The sequence below is a fragment of the Kribbella sp. NPDC056345 genome (assembly GCF_042262745.1).
Classification (GTDB): Bacteria; Actinomycetota; Actinomycetes; order Propionibacteriales; family Kribbellaceae; genus Kribbella.
The window spans coordinates 25,752-42,899 of the sequence record NZ_JBHJQQ010000015.1; the positions used below are offsets into that span (position 1 = coordinate 25,752).

Below are 17,148 nucleotides of genomic sequence, written 5' to 3' on the forward strand. Positions count from 1 at the left end.
TGATGCACGCCCTCCCCACTGTCCGCGGTTTGGACTCTAGAGTGGGCCCAGGCTTGAAGGGAGTCGCGCTGTGTCGAACAAGCAGATCACCAAGGTTCTGGTCGCCAACCGGGGCGAGATCGCGGTCCGGGTCGTCCGGGCGGCGGCCGACGCCGGGCTGGGCAGCGTCGCCGTGTACGCCGACCAGGACCGGGACGCGCTGTTCGTCCGGCTGGCCGACGAGGCGTACGCGCTGGACGGGTCGACGCCGGCCGACTCCTACCTGAACATCGCCAAGATCCTGGACCTCGCGGCCCGCTCCGGCGCGGACGCGGTGCACCCGGGGTACGGCTTCCTGGCCGAGAACGCCGAGTTCGCGCAGGCCGTGATCGACGCCGGACTGATCTGGATCGGCCCGCCGCCGGCCGCGATCGACTCCCTCGGGGACAAGGTGAAGGCCCGGCACATCGCCGAGAAGGTCGGCGCCCCGCAGGTCCCCGGTACGCCGAACCCGGTGGCCGACGCCGACGAGGTGGTCGCGTTCGCCCAGGAATTCGGCCTGCCGATCGCGATCAAGGCGGCGTACGGCGGTGGCGGCCGGGGTATGAAGGTCGCCCGCACCCTGGAGGAGGTCCCGGAGCTGTTCGAGTCCGCGACCCGCGAGGCGGTCAGCGCGTTCGGCCGCGGTGAGTGCTTCGTCGAGCGCTACCTGGACAAGCCGCGGCACGTCGAGACCCAGTGCCTGGCCGATGCCCACGGCAACGTCGTGGTCGTCTCCACCCGGGACTGCTCGCTGCAGCGCCGGTACCAGAAGCTGGTCGAGGAGGCGCCCGCGCCGTTCCTCACGCCGTCGCAGCTCGAGACGCTGTACACCTCGTCCAAGGCGATCCTGCGCGAGGCCGGGTACGTCGGCGCCGGCACCTGCGAGTTCCTGGTCGGCCAGGACGGACTGATCTCGTTCCTCGAGGTGAACACCCGGCTGCAGGTCGAGCACCCGGTCTCCGAGGAGGTCACCGGGCTGGACCTGGTCCGGGAGATGTTCCGGATCGCGAACGGTGAAGAGCTCGGGTACGACGACCCGGTGGTGACCGGCCACTCGATCGAGTTCCGGATCAACGCCGAGGACGGCGGCCGCGGCTTCCTGCCTGCCCCCGGCACACTGACCCGCTGGCACGCTCCGAGCGGCCCCGGCATCCGTCTCGACGGGGGCTACGACCAGGGCGAGACCGTTCCCGGCGCGTTCGACTCGCTGGTCGCCAAGCTGATCGTCACCGGTCGCGACCGGACTCAGGCGCTCGAGCGGTCCCGGCGGGCGCTGCGCGAGTTCGTCGTCGAGGGCATGCCGACCGTGATCCCGTTCCACGCGGCCGTCGTGTCGGATCCGGCGTTCGTCGGCGAGGACGGCTTCACGGTGCACACCCGCTGGATCGAGACCGAGTTCGACAACCAGCTCACGCCGTACGACGGCCCGACCGCCGAGGCGCCTTCCGAGGCGGAGCGGGAGAAGGTCGTCGTCGAGGTCGGCGGTAAGCGGCTCGAGGTCGCGCTGCCCGCCGGGTTCGGGGTGTCGGTCGGCGGCGGCGCTGCGGCCGGCGGTTCGAAGAAGAAGCCGGCTCGCCGGAGCGGTGGTTCGGGGAAGGCAGCCGCCTCTGGCGACTCGCTGACCTCCCCGATGCAGGGCACGATCGTGAAGCTGGCTGTCGAGGAAGGCGCGACGGTCGCCGAGGGCGACCTGATCGTGGTCCTCGAGGCGATGAAGATGGAGCAGCCGCTGAACGCGCACAAGGCCGGCATCGTGACCGGCCTGTCCGCAGAGGTCGGCGCCACCGTCTCGGCCGGCGCCGTCCTCTGCGAGATCAAGGATCAGTAGGTCAAGGAACCCTTGACGAAGTAGCCACCGGCGCCCTTGACCGGCGAGAGCAGCACGATGAAGCACTCGCCCTTCTCGACGCCGGTGGCCAGCGTGTGGGCCGGCTTCGCCTTGATGAACGTCTGGACGTCACCCAGATCCGCACCCTCACACCGCTCCACGAAGACCTTGGTGTTCTTCTCCAGCGTGGTCAGCTTGAGCTTGATGTCCCCACCGGTAGCGATATAGGTGCCACCGGTCGACCAGCCTGCGCTCGAGACCGTCACCAGGTGGTGGTACGGCTGCGTGGTCTGAGCCTGCACAGGCGCCGCCTGCGCCGCCAGCGGAACCCCCGCCAGCGCCACCACACCCAGAGCCGCTCCGATCATCCGAATCTTCATGTCCAGCTCCCTTGGCTATATACCGAGTATCTAGATACCCAGTATTCACACCAGAGGGTCACCGGCGGACTACTTCGTGACGGCAGCCGAGTAGGCGTACCAGACCGTGGCCGACGACGCGACGTACGCGCGGTACGCCCGGCTGCGGTTGGTGGTGATCGTGTAGGTGGCGGCGCCGGTGGAGTTCGGCACCACGTAGCCAAGGTCCTTCCAGGTCGAGGAACCCGGGTCCTTCGACTGGAACAGCACCCGCCCGTGGTGACGCACGAAGCCCTTGGTCTTGGCGCTGTAGTACGTCGGCCGGGCCGTCAGCGTCGTCTTCGTCCCCACACGACCAGCGGTCAGCTTCACCGCCGCGCCGTACTTGGTGATCGAGGTCGCCGACCGCAGCTCGGCGATCTTCGCACCGGTCCGATCCGCGCCGTACCCCTGCGGAATCCAGCGCATCACCCGACCGGGGTAGGTGTGCTCGAGGACGACGCCACAGCCCGGATGACCCCAGCCACACGCGACCGAGTTGGACGAACCGTCCACACCTTCCGCCCGCCCCAGCCACTTGGCCTCGTACACATCCTTCGGGCAGGCGGCACCCATCCCGAACTGCACCAGGGTGTCCGGCTTCGTGATCGTCAGCTTCGCCGGAATCCCGAACTGACACACCGGCAACGCCTCCGGCCCGGCCTGTGCCGTCCCCGGCACCCCCACCAGCCCACCCGCGACAACCCCGGCCGCGAGCAGCAAACCTCGACCCCGCATGAACCCTCCCCAGCTCGATTGAATCGCCGCAGCATACCGGTCTACACCTCAACCACCAACGGCCGAATGCGAACACCCACCGCCGCTGGAGGCGGTGTCCGTTGCCTCGCTTATAGTCACCGGGTTCAGGTGAGGGTGAGGAGCTGGATATGTGGCGGGCGCGGGCTCGGTATTGGTTCGACAGCACGATGTCTCGGGGTACGCCGGCGTTGGTGGGTGGCTGGGGCTCGCGTCGACGTTGCTGGTGCTGATCGTTTCGGTGCTGGTGATCTGGCTGGTACCGGACGACGTGCAGCAGCACGGCGGGTGGCCGGATGTCTTCTGGCTGACGTTGATGCGGGCGATCGACGCCGGGACGGTGAGCGGGGACTCCGGGAGTCCGGTGTTCATGTTCCTGATGCTGGCGATCACGGTCGGCGGGATCTTCGTGGTGAGTGCGTTCATCGGCGTACTCACCGCCGGTCTGGAAGGCAAGATCGCCGACCTGCGGAAGGGCCGGTCGAAGGTCGTCGAGCACGGACACACCGTCGTACTGGGATGGTCCGAGCAGGTGTTCACGGTGGTGACCGAGCTGGTGCAGGCCAACCACAGCAAGCGGCGTTCGTGTATCGCGATCCTGGCCGACAAGGACAAGGTCGAGATGGAGGACGCACTCCGCGCCCGCGTCGGTGACCTCGGGCGGACGGTCGTCGTCTGCCGGACCGGGAACCCGTTGCGGCCGGCCGATCTGGACCTGGTCAACCTGGCCGAGGCGCGGTCGGTGATGGTGCTGCCGCCGCCGGCCGGAGACGCCGACATCCAGGTGATCAAGATCCTCCTCGCGCTCGGCGACCGATCCCGGGCCAAGGGTGGTCCGCAGGTGGTGGCCGCGGTCAACGATTCCGACAACCTCGCCGCAGCGCAGCTGGCCGGGGGTCCGCGGACCCAGTTGGTCGGCGCCGACGACCTCGCGGTCCGGCTCATCGTCCAGGCGCATCGGCAGTCCGGGCTGTCCGCGGTGTGCACCGATCTGCTCGCGTTCGCGGGGACCGAGTTCTATCTGCGGTCCGATCCCACGACTGCCAATCAGCCGTTCGGTGAGATCGCGCGGACCTTCGACCGCGGTGTACTGGTCGGTCTCCGGACGGCCACCGGCCGGGTCGACCTCAACCCGGCCGAGGCCCGGATCGTCGATGCGACCGACGAGCTGATCGTGCTCGCGGACGACGACAGCCTGATCCACCGGGCGCCCGCACCGCTCCCGGTCGTCGCCGAAGCGATCGCTCCGGAAGTACGTCGTACGGCGGATCCTGCGCGCACGCTGATGATCGGCTGGAACAAGCGGGCCCCGAAGATCGTCGCGCTGCTCGACGAGTTCGCCGCCCCGGGATCGCACCTGCAGGTGGCCGGCCCGGACGAGGTCCGGCTGGGCGAATACGACCACCTCACGGTTGGTACGACGTACTGCGACCCGACGAACCGGGTCGAGCTGGAAGGGCTCGACGTGGGCAGCTACCAGCACGTGATCGTGCTGTCGGCCGATGCGCGTGGTGAGCAGGAGGCCGACGCGCGAACCCTGCTGACGTTGCTGCACCTGCGGGACCTCGGGCAGCGGCTGGACGAGCCGTTCTCGATCGTCAGCGAGATCAACGACGAGGCGAACCGCGAGATCGCGCAGGTCACCCGGGCCGACGACTTCGTGGTCAGCGAGAAGCTGATCAGTCTGCTGCTCACCCAGCTGACCGAGAACCGGCACGTGGCCGGGGTGTTCGCCGAGCTGCTCAGCCCGGACGGGGCCGAGATCTACCTCAACCCGGCGACCGACTACCTGGTGCCTGGGGAGACCGCGAATTTCGCCACGCTGGCGGAAGCGGCCAGGCGGCGCGGGGAGACGGCGATCGGGTACCGGACGCACGGCGAGTTCCACCGGCCCCCGGCGTACGGGGTGGTCCTGAATCCGGCTCCGGACGCGCCTTTGACGCTCGGTCCGGCCGACCGGGTCGTCGTGCTGGCTGATCACAGTTCAGGTGGTTTAACAGACAGTTCTCAGGTTGACGCTGTAAGTTCCCTCCAGACATCTCGGTGAGGGAGGGTTTGCATGTCCAAGAGGACCCACGAGCAGCAGCTCGCGGCGCGGAAGGCCAAACGGCAGGCCGAGCGGCAGGCTGAGCAGGCCAGGCAGCGGCGGAATCTGGCCATCACGGTCACGGCCGTGGTTGCTGTCGTCGCAGTCCTGGTCGGAGTCTTCGTGATCTTCGCTCCGGAGGGCAACGACACCCCAGCGGCGAACTCGGACCCGTCGACCCCGGCGACCGACGCACCCGCCGGACCGGACGGCAAGCCGAAGAGCATCCCGACCGCACTGGCCGCGCCGCTGAAGCGGCCGGCGCCGCTGCCGGCCGAGGTCGACTGCACCTACAAGAAGGGCGCCGAGCCGGCCAGCAAGAAGGTCGACCCGCCGGCCGACGGCAAGGTCAAGTCGTCCGGTACGTCGAAGGTCAGCCTGAACACGTCCATCGGCGACCTCCAGGTCACCCTCGACAGTGCCCTGGCCCCCTGCACGGTGAAGAGCTTCCTGAACCTGGTCGGCCAGAAGTACTTCGACAACACCTCCTGCCACCGGCTCACCGTCGGCGAGGGCCTCCAGGTCCTCCAGTGCGGCGACCCGAGCGGCAGCGGCAGCGGCGGTCCCGGCTACAGCTTCGCCGACGAGGTCTACCCGACCCTGAAGTACGGTCGCGGCATCCTCGCCATGGCCAACTCCGGCCCGAACACCAACGGCAGCCAGTTCTTCGTCGTCTACGGCGACGCCTCCGGCCTCGGCCCGCAGTACACCGCCTTCGGCACCCTCGACGAGCCCAGCCTCAAACTCATCGACAAGGTCGCCCAAGCCGGCGTCAAACCCCAGAACGGCCCGACGGACGGCGCCCCCATCACCCCCGTCAAGATCAACACCGCAACAGCAGCAGCCTGAACAAGAGCAGCCGCCGCCGAGGGAAGCACCTTCGGCGGCGGCTGCTTTTGTTGGGGAAGGCGGACCTGCAGCCCATCACAATTGGTCGCGAAGCGGGTGCTGCCGCGTGGATCTCCGCACCGCACGCAATTGTGATGGCCTGTGGGTCCGGCACGGTCAGGCCAGGAGGTGGTAGCGGGAGCGGGGCCAGGCCAGGAGGGCGTGGATCTGGGTGATGCCGGACTGCTGGAGGAGTTCTACCGGGCCCTCGCGGAACTTGTAGAGGTTGGTGGCGGGGTCCCGGGTGGTGTTCCAGTTGTCGTCGGCGTAGGCCTGCATGGCTTTGCGGTAGCGGGGGTCGGGGGACACCGAGTCCAGGATCAGCAGGTTCTTGAACCAGATCGAGTTGAAGGCGGCGCCGTTCTTGGCGAGGATCTCGCGGGTGTTGTAGAAGGCGAGGGAGGCGTTCGCGACCGACTTCGCGTCGCGCAGGTAGCGGTGGTCACCGGTTGCCTTGTACAACAACACGCCGGCCCCGAGCATCACGCCCTGGTTGTAGCTCCACTGCGTCTTCTCGATGTTGCCGGCCAGATCGATGTGGTCCCAGTAGAGACCGTTCGGCGCGAGCATGCAGTCCTGCGCCCACTGGTACATCCGCTTGGCCCACGTCAGGTACGACCGGTCCCGGGTCAGCAGATACAGGTGCGCGCCGAGCTCCGCGCCCGGCCCGTTCGACACGGTGTTCCGGTCCTGGCTCCACGGGGCCTGGGTCCAATACACACCACCGGCACACGGGTGCGCCGGGTCGGTGTCCCACCCGTGCACGACCAGGGTGAAGATCTCCTTCGCCCGGGCGAGCGCCGTACGGTCGCCGGTGCGTTTGTAGTTCTGGATCAGGTGCAGACCGATCCACTCGTTGTCGTCGTAGAACTTGTCGCCGCCGTGACCCAGCGGCGCCCGCACGTAGGAGTCGTACCCCTTCGGCGTCGTCGTCGCGTTCCAGTACGGCGCGTAGGCGTCGATCCGGCGTTCCGCCTCGGCAGCGGCCTTCGGGCCGGAGCCCGGGATCCCGGCGATGTTCTCGGCGGCGACCGCGGCCTGCGAATACGGCCAGATGTACGAGTACGGATTGGGGTGCTGGTTCGGATACTCCTCGAGCAGCAACCCCTGCCCGGCGTCGAAGTACTTGTTGATCGCGTCGTACGACGCCTTGGCCCGGGCCGCGTTGCTCGTCACGGCACCGGCCGTGGAGGTCTGCAACGTCCCGACGATCGCGACCGCCACCAGGCCGGCCACGATCCGAGTTGATATACCCAATTTCCTGCGCATCGACCGGCTCCTCTGTGGGCGGTGACGGATGACATCGATGTCATGTTCTAACCGTCGCAGGGAGAATTCGTCAATGGGTCAGCGACCGACGGATCCGTCCGAAAGAGTTGACATATCAAGTGGAGCGACCGGGAACGCGATCCACGCGGACTTCAGATGCAGCCGCCCGCGGAGCTGATCGGCACTGAGCTCACGACGCCCCTTCGACCCCACCGCCTCCACCCGGGCCGCGCGACCACCGATCGGCCCGACACCGGTACGGCGGATCACCCGCAGCGTGCGGATCGTGCCGACGTCGAACGCAGCCTGCACCGCGGCCGTCTTCCGCGTCACCGTCCAGGTCACGTTCGGATTCCCGTTCCCCGGATACGCGTCCCAGCTGTCCAGCTTCATCACCTGGTACGGGACCTGACCGGCCGCGGTGGCACCACCGTTCGACGACGAGAACTCGGCGATGATCGGCTTCCCCTTGTACAGCCGCACCTGCCCAGCAGTCGCCGTGATCGCGGCATTAGTAGCGTTCTTCTCGTCGTTGTAACCGCCGTAGACCTGGCAGGCGATCGTGTCACAGAGGTCGTAGGCCCGCTTGGCACTGCGATTGCGATGGAAGACCGAATAGGTGCGTGCAGCAACAGATTGCGCCTGCAACGCGGCCGGACGCCAACTGGACAAGGCTTCCCGCGGTACGACGCCGCGCAGGTAATGCTCGAGCGAGACGACGTTGACCGTGTCCAGGTGCTTGCCTGGTACATCGATCGCCCGCAGTCCGCCGCGATACCGCCGTACTGCACCGGACGGAAGGATCAGACTCGTCAGCACCGGCCCTTCGAACTGACTCATCGAGGTGAACGTCTTCCACAGGGTCCACTTGCGCGTCTTGGTGTCGTACGAGCTGACCTTGGTGCCGTGCTCACCATGTGGGTCGATCGACCACTGATCGCGGGTCGATGCCTTGGGCAAGGTGTAGAGCCGGTCAGTGGCCAGACTGCGGATCCGCAGGTTGTTGACCGCGGCAACCCGGATGCCATCGGTGGTGTCAGCGCTGATCCGGACCCTGATCCGCCCGGTCGCCTTCCCGACGGTCGTGCCCGGATAGTAGAAGTCGAGGATCTGTTGCGCCGACTTCCCCGCGATGGCCGCACCCTGGGCGCCGTACTGCGACATCCCGCGACCGTGGCCGAAACCACGGCCGCTGATCGTGGTCTCCGCACCGGCGGTGGGCTCGAACTCCCGCGCCTCGGCGGTCGCACTGACGGCGGTGCACGCGATGACAATGGCGACGACTGCACGCTTGTTCATGAGCCACTCCGGTATTGGACGAGAACCGTACGGCGGTGTGCGTGGTACGTGAGCCAGCCGTGCTGGAACTTCTGCCGCAACCCGCCCTTCACCTTGTAGATGTCGGTCATCGGCAGACCGAGCCGCGACCGCTCCGCCCCGATCGCGACGTACTTGCGGTAGATCAGGCCGGTCACCGGGCGAACGCCGTACGGCTTGGTCCAGTAGAAGCCGCCGTCGCGGAACGACTGCACCCGCGTGCCGCCGACGCGGCCGTTGTGGACCTCGGTGGTCGGCAGGCCGAGACCGGTGTCGGGGCCCATGCGGCGGTACCGCTGCCGGAACACACCCGCGGTCGAGTGGGCGCCGGTGGAGACCGAGTAGAAGATGTCGCGAGCACCGAAGTACGTCGCCCAGCCGGTCCGCGTCTTGTGCTCACCCCAGAACGGTTGCCCGAGGCTCCGGAATCCGATCGTCTTCGCGAATCGGTAGATCGGGGTCGAGACCGTGCCACCCATCAACTTCTGGACCCGTTGCTTCAGCCAAGGGAGTTTCGCGTACAACTGTTGCCCAGGGCATGCGGTTGCCTTGGTGTCGCGGTGGCCGGAGATCGTGTTCACCCGATGCCGGGCGAGCACGATACTGGCGGTCGGTGAGCGGTAGTTGGCGTCGAGCTTCCAGGCGATCACCCGGGCCGTTGCCTCCAGCATCGAAGCCGGTGGCGCGGTCTTGTCGAAGTTGCCGATCAGCGAGACGCCGAACGAGTTCGAGTTGAAGGACTCGGTGTGCGCGCCGAGGACGGGCAGCTGGGCGCCGCCGTACCGGCCCTCGAAGGCGCGGCCGAAGCGGTCGACGAGGAAGTTGTAGCCGAGGTCGCACCAGCCGCGACTCTTCACGTGGTACGCGTACGTCGCCCGCAGCATCGCCGGGACCTGCGCCCGCGTGTAGTCGTTGCGATCGGCGGTGTGGTGGACGAATGCCGCCAGCACGGTCCTGCTGTACTTCGGTTGGGAGCACCCCTTGTTGACGTTGCGCAGCCGCTCGTCGGCACCCCAGCGCTTGCGGCTCCAGACGTTCGGCATCGGGTACGGCGCTCGGCTCGCGGCCGGCCCGATGTCGTGCGCCTCCGGGGATTCGGCGCTGTCGGTGGGGAGCACGCCCGGTTGGATCAGGGTGACCTTGGCCCCGGCGATCGTCGTACCGGTGGCGTCGACTGCGCTGGCCTGGATACCGGTCGCGTCACCGACCCAGAGTGGTTCGGTACCGGGGTTGCCTTCCGGGGTGTCCGGGCCGTGGCCGTCCTCGACGTGCAGGGCCTGCCAGCCGGTCCACTGGTCGCCGTACTTGATCCGGACCTTGGCCTGGACGTCGTGCGCGCCGGCCGGCCAGGTGACACCGACCATCGCGAACGGCGTGGTCTCGGCAGCCACCGACGGCCCGGTGATCGCGAGCTCCTGGTACGTCGGCGTGGCCGGATCGGGCGCTGCGGTATCGGGCACGGCGGTATCGGGTGCTGTGGTGAGGCCCGGCAGCACCTGCGGAGCGACCAGTGCGAGGCCGGTCGCGGTGAGCGTGAGGAGTCGGAGGGTCTTGCTCATCGAACAGCCTTCCGGCGGGGGCAATGCGGTCGCTGGGCGGCGGTAATCGATTATGCGCGCTGAGTGACGGCATTCCGGGGATTGTGGTCACCCTGCGTGGCGTGCCGGACTTGCGATGTTCGGTAGGCTCGCCGTACAGCCCCGACGTTTGAAGAAGGCCGACATGGAATTCATCCTGATCATCGCTGTGGTGGTGATCGCGGTGCTGGCGTACCGCTCGTACAAGCGGACCCAGCTGCAGTCGCGCAAGCAGCACGAGATCACCGCGGCCGAGCTCGAGTCGGTCAAGCGGACCGCCGACGAGGACATCACGCGCTTCGGCGAAGAGCTGCAGGACCTCGACCTGGACATGGTCGGCAAGGACCTCGGCGACGGCGCCCGGCAGGACTACCAGCGCGCTCTCGACGCCTACGAGTCGGCCAAGCAGGCCGTCGGCCAGGTGACCGAGGCCGACCAGATCAAGCACGTCATCGAGATCCTCGAGGACGGCCGCTACGCAGCCACCTGCGTGCGCGCCCGGGTCAACGGCGAGCCCCTTCCGCAGCGGCGCCCGTCGTGCTTCTTCAACCCCCAGCACGGCCCCTCGACCGAAGACGTCCAGTGGGCCCCGCCCGGTGGCGCCCCACGCGAGGTTCCCGCCTGCGCCGCTGACGCCGAGCGCGTCCGCGCCGGCGCCGAGCCCGACGTCCGCAAGGTCATGGTCGGCCCGCAGCGCGTCCCGTACTGGGAGGCCGGCCCGGCCTACTCGCCGTACGCCCAAGGCATGTTCGGCGCCATGGGCGGCGTGATGACCGGCATGTTCCTCGGCACCATGCTCGGCGGCATGTTCGCCGGCGGCGGCTACGGCGACTTCGCCGGCGGCGACATGGGTGGCGGAGACATGGGCGGTGGCGACATGGGCGGAGACATGGGCGGCGGCGACTCCGGCGGCTGGGACTTCGGCGACTTCGGCGGCGAGTAAACCCGCAGCACTGCAAGGCCCCGGCAACCACCAGGTTGCCGGGGCCTTTGCATCAACCTGCAAAGCAATTCCGCAGACAGCAGCAACACTCGAGCGGTAGTCTCCGCCTGCGCGACCGTGGGGTGACGGTCGCCATCCCGAAGGAGACCTCATGCGTTACCGCTCTCTCACCGCGGCTCTCGTCGTACTCGTCCCCGGACTGGTGCTCGGCCAGCAGGTCGCCGAGGCCGCGCCATCCCGAATCACCGCGACCTGCTCGCCAGGGGTGCCCTACAAGCTGGTGGTGAGTAGGCCGGATGCCTACGTTGACTTCCGGCTCGGGCGGGACTGTCCACGGACGGTGGCCTCCGCCTCCTGGGACGTGACCCGGCCGGACGGTTACAGCATCGGCTTCGGCTGTGGCGTCGGCCAAACCTGTCGTGCCGCCATCTACGAGTTGCCGATCGGGCGTGCCGCGAAGTGGGAGCCGACGAGTGGCATCGGCTGGGACAAGAACGGCCGCAAGGTCGCCGACCTCGTGCCCGCCACGTCGATGGTGAAGACCGGTGCCGCCATCGGTCTCACCGGCGTCCGCCAAGGTACGAAGACCACGGTGTACGCGCGGGCGACCTACTACAGCACCAAGAGCAAGGCGTTCACGCGGCACCACGGGCGGGTGTTGTTCCAGAAGCGCGATATCGGCTCCAACACCTGGACCGATCTCGGGTGGGCCTACCCCAACACGAAGACCGGCGCCGCGTCGTACACGATCATCACCAACCGCAGCCGCGACTACCGCGTCTACGTCCCCTCGAGCAGCACCGTCTGGTACGCCTACTCCGCCACGAAGCGGGTGTGAGCGGGGAGCTGTACGGACGAACGGGTAGTAGTCGGCGCGACGTCGGTCGCCCGGGCGTGAGCCGGGGCTGGGACGACGCGGGAAGGTGACTACTACCCGTTCTTCTGTACGGTGCGCGCTATCTGGTGATCTTGATCGGGACCGACAGGGCTGATGGGGCGGTTGTTGGACCTAGCAACAGCTCTCCGGTGTAGGTCTGGCCGGGGGTCATCGGTTTGTTGTAGGTGAGGTGGAGGGTTACCGGGGTGCCGGGTTGGATCGGGCCGGTGGGGAGGCCGGTGACGGTGAGGTCGTTGCCTTGGACTGCGTTGACGGTGAAGGTGAAGGACGGCGTACCGGCGACGGCGAAGCCGTGGACCCAGATCTGGTAGTTGCCGTCGGGCGGGCTGATCAGGTCGACGGACTCGTTCGCTGTACCCCCGGCGGAGGAGGCGACGATCTCGGAGGGGGCGAAGACGCCGTCGTTGTTGGCGTCGCGGACCACGTAGAGGTCGAGGTCGTTGCCGGCCATCGCGGTGCTGACGCTCAGGCGGGAGGCGTGCGACAACGTGATGTTCCGCTTGAACGTCGAGGATGCCGGGTCGTCCGGGTTGTCCTGGTGCGCCGGTTCGGTCGTCGTACTCGGCTGGCTGAGACCGAAGGCGGAGGCCTTCAGACCGTCCAGCGCCACGCTCGACTCGAACTTCACGTCGAAGGCACCACTGTCCCCATCAGCAGTCTGTACGACGGATGCCGGAGCGACCGACGCGCTGCCGACCTGCATCTTGAACGGGGCGTTGAACTGGTCACCCTGCCACCCGACCTGATGCACGGCGAACGCCTGCAGGCCTTCCTGTGCCGGCGCGGTCACCACATCGGCCGGTCCACCGGTCGCCGTGTCGAAGCGCCACACACCCGCGCGGACATTGGTGTTCGGACTCTTCCCGACGGTGTTGAGCGTGTACGGCGCGCCCCAGACAGAGTCGGGCACCACCTGGAAGTGGTTCTGCGAGCGGCCCATGATCAACGTGTCGAGATCGGTCGCCGGACCGGCGTCGTTCCACGAAGTGTTGACCAGGAACTTCGTCCCCTCGGCCGGCGCCTTCGGCACATCGAGGTAGAAGAAGCGCCAGTCACCGGACTCGGCTCGCCAGGTCCAGTCGTTCGCACCGAACACCGACCCGTTGTTGTACGTGTAGTTCTGCTGCGCCCGAGCCACGTCCGCACCACCGAAGGTGGTTGCCCCGGTCAACTTCCCCGCGGCGTCCTGCGACGCGACAGCCCCGACCGCGACAGACACCGGCACCACCATCGAGTCCGAACCACGGCTCAGTACGACGGCACCGGAGTACATCCCGTACGGCGTCCGCGGCGGAACCTTGATCGACGCGGTGAAGGATCCCGAAGCATATTTAGGAGTGCTGATCCACTTCCAGTCGCTGTTCTTGTACCAGTCGATCGAGATCTTGAAGTGGGTCACCGGAATCGACGCGTTCTTCGCCGAGTGCTGCAGCCCCAGGAACAGGCCGTCCGCCATCCGCGACGCCGGCTCGCGGACCAGCGACTGCAACGCGTTCGCACCGGCCCGGTGGTACATGAACCGGCCGTACTCGCCCTGCTGCATCTCGGACTTCGCGAAGTCGAGGTCCTTGAAACCGTCGATATTCGAGCTGGTCGTCTTGTCGGTGTGGTTGACGACGCCGTTGTGGTCCTTGTCGGTCCACAGTTTGCCGTCGTGGTTGACGTCGGTCCAGTTGTAGGTGAGCAGCCGCCACCCCTGATCCTCGGTCAGGTTCTTGTCACCGTCGAATTCCGATCGCGGGTACTCGACCTTGATCAGCATCAGATCGGCATCACGATGTTTCTTCACGCGAGATGTCAGATCCAGCAGGTAGTCCGGCGCATTGAAGTTCGACGTGCTCTCTTGCTGAAGATCCTTGCTGGTGAAGGAGAACGTGTCGTTCGCCGTCCGCACCAACTGCCGGTCACTGACCTGCCAGAGACCCTTGACATTGAACTTCTGCGAGTCCGTGCCGCCCGGTGCGATGACATTCGCGAACGCCGGGTACTCCTTCCCGCGGTAGTCGCCCACCCGCCACTCCGACGGGCTGACCACAGCCCGGCGACCGAGGGCACTCGCCACGGCCTTGCCGGCGTCGATCGACCCCGACCCCTGCACGTTGGCGTCGTACCCAAGATCCAGGGCCGACGTCTTCAGGATGTCCTTGGCGGTCTTGTAGAAGCCGGCCGGCAGGTTCACCCCGTGCGCCTTCTCGTAGGCCTGGTAGATCAGTGCGGTCGCGCCGGCCGCCACCGGGGTCGAGCGGCTGGTGCCGCCCCAGGTGGTCCAGGCCTCGCGTCCGTCGAGGATCGTGTTCAGGGTCACGTCACCCGGCGAATAGGCGCCGTCGGCAACCACATCGACACCGTTCGCGGCGTTCGACTGGAAACCGCGGTTCGACCACACGACCACGTCGTTGTCCATGATCTGCTTGGTCCGCACGATCGAGTCCCAACCGCTTCCGCCGAACTGCGTGGACGCGCCGACCGCGATACCAGCAGTCGGCGACGATCCCGTCGTACCGAAGCCTGGTGCACCGTTGCCGGTCGAGAACAGCGGGGTGGTCTTCGAGCCGTCGTGGATCACGTCGGCTTCCTGGCTGGCCGCGTCCCAGCCGTCGTTGTCGACGGTGGACTGCCCGTAGGAGTTCGACGTGACATCGACGCCCTGGCGGGTGGACAGCAGGTACCCGAACTGCGTGGAGAAGTCGAAGCCGAGGTAGATGTCGCCGAACGGCGCCAGCTTGGCGTGCGGCGCGCCACCGAGGACGGCACCGGCGTACTTGCCACCGGGGATGTCCTTGAAGGTCGGCGCCTTCCCGTTGATGACGGCCTGCCCGACGATGTTCGACGCGGTCAGCGTGCCGTGTCCCTCGATCTGCGGATCGAAGTCACCCGTCCAGGCCAGCAGCTCACCCGGCCCGTACGACGTGTCGTGGACTCCGAACGCGTCCTGGCCACCGGGGACCTCGGTCTTGCCGTCGGAGATGAAGTACAGCAGTCCGCCGGACAGGTCGGTGTAACCGTCGCCGTTCATGTCCCGGTACGACGCGGGCGAGGCCTTGGTGACCGGCTTCTCGTCGGCGAACGAGTGGTCGTCGTCGAGGTCGACGTACACCGTGTCGTAGACGCCGGCGGCGTGCGGGTCGGTGACCAGGTAGGCCGGGCGCTCGCCGTACAGCTGGAGCAGGTAGTCGTCCGGGTGGCTGCCGACCTTGACCGTGCCGGACTTGCTCCACGACGCCGGGAAGTCGTACGCGTGCTTCACCGTCCCGGCCGGGGCGCTGAAGTTGCGCGACGGACCGGTCTTGGTGGCAAAGTCGACCGAGCACGACGCACCCGACTTCACACAACCAGCGGCTGTGGTCTTGGTGAACCAGGACAGACCGTCGTCGACCTGCGAAGGCGCGGACAGCCACTGCAGCGTGCCGTACGGGTCGAAGGCCTTCGGCCAGCCGTTCCACCCCGCCTTGGTCCCGGTCTGGCCGGTCCAGGTCTGCCAGGTGTTCAGCAGGTCCGGGTGCCCGAAGTCGGTACCACCATCCAGTACGCCGACAGTGATGCCCTGACCGGTGATTCCGGCGTTCCAGGCACCCGTGAAGTCGTGGGTCTTGGCGTCCAGCAGGTTCTGCTTGCGCAGCTTCTCGAAGTTCGAACCGCGCGGCGCCGGCGCCTCGCCGTACGGAACCTCACTGGTCTGCAGCTTGGCCCGAGCAGCCTGCTTCTCGGCCTGCGTCGGCGCCTTGTGCAGCTCCGGATCCGGATCACCGAGCGGCTGCCCGGTCTTGCCGAGCTCCACCGGCCGCACCGACACCACACCTGGTACGGCGGCCAGTTTCGGCAGCGCCTGGACCGGGATCGAACCGAGAACCAGCCCGTTGTCACCGGTCGCGGCCACCCGCGCGTTGTCCAGCACGGCCTTCGCCGCCGCCGGATCGCCCTGCACGGTCGCGAACACGGCCACCGGCGCGGTCTCGCCCTTCTTGACCTTCGCCTCGAGCTTCGGATCCAGCTTGGCCAGCAACGCATCGGCCGCGGTCTTCACCTGCAGCGGCCCCGGCGGCCCATCGGCCTGGGTGGCCGCCCGCACCGGCGCCGATACCGACGCCAGCACCAGACTCGTCACTGCCAGCACGGCGGCACCACGTGACACACGTCGTCTCATACTTTCCCCTCCGGAACACGGGCGGTCCCCCGACCCATTCGTCAGGAATGTAAACCCGCTCCGGTCCGCAGAAAAGCGATTGGAGCTGTCCGTTTCCCGCCGTCCGCGAGCAGCAGTAACTATTCGTGTCCGATACAAATCACCCGACCCTGATTCGGCCCGGAATCACGCCGAAGAGCCCGATCACACTGCGTGAGATCGGTGAACGAAGGTTTACCCCTGCTTTTTCGGCTTCCGCGAGTAGACGCCCTTGTCCTTCACGACCCCGTCGTTCAGCTCGAAGTGCATCAGGTCGCCACTGGCGCCGCCGAGGTCCTGCCCGCCCCACTTCATGATCGGATCCGCGGCCCGGATCGCCTCGACGATCTCCTTGCGGATGGTGAAGACACGGTCGGCCGGATCGCCGTGCTTGTCCTTGGGGTCGAAGGGGGAATCCATCATCTTCGGCTTCTGCTTGTCGGCCGGAATCCCGGGCTTGGGCTTCCAGTTCGGGTCCGGGGCTTCCGGAGCCACCAGCTGGTCGTGGTCCTTGGCGATCTGCCCGCGCAACCGGGCCTCCCGTTCCCCGGCCGGTGGCCTCGTCGAGCATCCCCAGCGTCTTCTCCTGGTCGGCGACGGACAAGCCGTTCAGAAGCTCGTAGGCCTCGGACAGGTCATCGCCCCGGATCATGTCGTGCAGCCGCTCAGCGCGAGCCGCGGCGGCCCCTGGCACGCTGGCCATCTTCAACGCGAGGGACAACCGCGGTACGTCGACCGCCGGCGCACCGCCGCTGTCGAGGAGTTCCCCGAGCTTCTTCCGCTTCGCAGCACTCGTCCCGCGCAGAACCTTCACGATGTCGTCGGTGGAGAACCCGTTCAGAGTCGTCAGCGCGGTCGGCAAGTCAGGCGGTGTCGCGGCCAGTGCCTCGATCGCGGCCGATGCGTGCTCGCGCAACCACGGTCCGACCTGCCCGTTAGCAGCATTACCAGCCTTGGCCAGCGCCCCCTGCGGCCGATCCGACGCGTCACCGCCAGGCCGCGGCG

At 67.5% G+C, this 17,148-nt stretch carries 12 protein-coding genes; 5 read left to right on the forward strand and 7 right to left on the reverse strand.

All coding sequences use genetic code 11. The features are described from left to right. The first annotated feature begins 70 nt into the window (after nt 1-70). The gene (locus ACFCV3_RS35790; RefSeq protein ID WP_376038045.1) at nt 71-1,849 is read left to right on the forward strand and encodes an acetyl/propionyl/methylcrotonyl-CoA carboxylase subunit alpha; all 1,779 of its coding nucleotides are present in this window, start codon (nt 71-73) and stop codon (nt 1,847-1,849) included. On the opposite strand, the gene ACFCV3_RS35795 is transcribed toward ACFCV3_RS35790, so the two are convergent. Both ACFCV3_RS35795 and ACFCV3_RS35800 read right to left on the reverse strand, forming a co-directional pair. After that, the gene (locus ACFCV3_RS35795; protein WP_376038047.1) at nt 1,843-2,229 is read right to left on the reverse strand and encodes a hypothetical protein; all 387 of its coding nucleotides are present in this window, start codon (nt 2,227-2,229) and stop codon (nt 1,843-1,845) included. The two genes, ACFCV3_RS35790 and ACFCV3_RS35795, sit on opposite strands and share 7 nt — an antisense overlap. Nucleotides 2,230-2,298: 69 nt before the next feature. Further along, nucleotides 2,299-2,985, reverse strand: a complete 687-nt coding sequence (locus tag ACFCV3_RS35800; RefSeq protein WP_376038050.1) for a hypothetical protein — start codon at nt 2,983-2,985, stop codon at nt 2,299-2,301. A gap of 151 nt (nt 2,986-3,136) precedes the next feature. Between ACFCV3_RS35800 and ACFCV3_RS35805 the strand changes: the two genes are divergently transcribed. Together ACFCV3_RS35805 and ACFCV3_RS35810 are read left to right on the forward strand one after the other, a co-directional pair. After that, the gene (locus tag ACFCV3_RS35805) at nt 3,137-5,050 is read left to right on the forward strand and encodes a hypothetical protein (protein WP_376038052.1); all 1,914 of its coding nucleotides are present in this window, start codon (nt 3,137-3,139) and stop codon (nt 5,048-5,050) included. 12 nt (nt 5,051-5,062) lie between these two features. Beyond that, complete coding sequence (locus ACFCV3_RS35810) at nt 5,063-5,938, forward strand: peptidylprolyl isomerase (RefSeq protein ID WP_376038054.1); 876 nt, start codon at nt 5,063-5,065, stop codon at nt 5,936-5,938. Nucleotides 5,939-6,094: 156 nt separating this feature from the next. Here the strand turns inward: ACFCV3_RS35810 and ACFCV3_RS35815 are convergent, their stop codons facing one another. From ACFCV3_RS35815 to ACFCV3_RS35825, 3 genes are all read right to left on the reverse strand, one after another. Continuing rightward, nucleotides 6,095-7,213 carry a glycoside hydrolase family 76 protein gene (locus ACFCV3_RS35815; RefSeq protein ID WP_376038057.1) on the reverse strand — a complete coding sequence of 373 codons (1,119 nt, stop codon included), beginning with the start codon at nt 7,211-7,213 and terminating at the stop codon, nt 6,095-6,097. 111 nt (nt 7,214-7,324) lie between these two features. After that, nucleotides 7,325-8,545: a SpoIID/LytB domain-containing protein gene (locus tag ACFCV3_RS35820; RefSeq protein WP_376038060.1), complete on the reverse strand. Its 1,221-nt coding sequence runs from the start codon at nt 8,543-8,545 to the stop codon at nt 7,325-7,327. Next, on the reverse strand, nt 8,542-10,122 hold the full coding sequence (locus ACFCV3_RS35825; protein WP_376038063.1) for an N-acetylmuramoyl-L-alanine amidase: 1,581 nt from the start codon (nt 10,120-10,122) through the stop codon (nt 8,542-8,544). The genes ACFCV3_RS35820 and ACFCV3_RS35825 overlap by 4 nt, the downstream gene beginning before the upstream one ends. 163 nt (nt 10,123-10,285) lie before the next feature. Here ACFCV3_RS35825 and ACFCV3_RS35830 point away from each other — a divergent pair, with 163 nt between their 5' ends. Further along, on the forward strand, nt 10,286-11,083 hold the full coding sequence (locus ACFCV3_RS35830) for a hypothetical protein (RefSeq protein ID WP_376038066.1): 798 nt from the start codon (nt 10,286-10,288) through the stop codon (nt 11,081-11,083). A gap of 151 nt (nt 11,084-11,234) precedes the next feature. Further along, complete coding sequence (locus ACFCV3_RS35835; protein ID WP_376038069.1) at nt 11,235-11,921, forward strand: hypothetical protein; 687 nt, start codon at nt 11,235-11,237, stop codon at nt 11,919-11,921. 118 nt (nt 11,922-12,039) lie between these two features. Here ACFCV3_RS35835 and ACFCV3_RS35840 read toward each other — a convergent pair whose 3' ends face one another. Next, a complete protein-coding gene (locus ACFCV3_RS35840; protein WP_376038071.1) occupies nt 12,040-16,125 on the reverse strand; it encodes a S8 family serine peptidase in 4,086 nt (1,361 codons plus the stop codon). A 213-nt stretch (nt 16,126-16,338) separates the two neighbouring features. Then, a complete protein-coding gene (locus ACFCV3_RS35845; protein WP_376038074.1) occupies nt 16,339-16,674 on the reverse strand; it encodes a hypothetical protein in 336 nt (111 codons plus the stop codon). Nucleotides 16,675-17,148: the final 474 nt, after the last annotated feature.

What these genes read in the sequence shown, in the direction of transcription:
- ACFCV3_RS35795 (WP_376038047.1), bottom strand. Translation starts at nt 2,229, where the DNA reads ATGAAGATTCGGATGATCGGAGCGGCTCTGGGTGTGGTGGCGCTGGCG.
- ACFCV3_RS35830 (WP_376038066.1), top strand. Translation starts at nt 10,286, where the DNA reads ATGGAATTCATCCTGATCATCGCTGTGGTGGTGATCGCGGTGCTGGCG.
- ACFCV3_RS35825 (WP_376038063.1), bottom strand. Translation starts at nt 10,122, where the DNA reads ATGAGCAAGACCCTCCGACTCCTCACGCTCACCGCGACCGGCCTCGCA.
- ACFCV3_RS35840 (WP_376038071.1), bottom strand. Translation starts at nt 16,125, where the DNA reads ATGAGACGACGTGTGTCACGTGGTGCCGCCGTGCTGGCAGTGACGAGT.
- ACFCV3_RS35800 (WP_376038050.1), bottom strand. Translation starts at nt 2,985, where the DNA reads ATGCGGGGTCGAGGTTTGCTGCTCGCGGCCGGGGTTGTCGCGGGTGGG.
- ACFCV3_RS35820 (WP_376038060.1), bottom strand. Translation starts at nt 8,545, where the DNA reads ATGAACAAGCGTGCAGTCGTCGCCATTGTCATCGCGTGCACCGCCGTC.
- ACFCV3_RS35835 (WP_376038069.1), top strand. Translation starts at nt 11,235, where the DNA reads ATGCGTTACCGCTCTCTCACCGCGGCTCTCGTCGTACTCGTCCCCGGA.
- ACFCV3_RS35810 (WP_376038054.1), top strand. Translation starts at nt 5,063, where the DNA reads ATGTCCAAGAGGACCCACGAGCAGCAGCTCGCGGCGCGGAAGGCCAAA.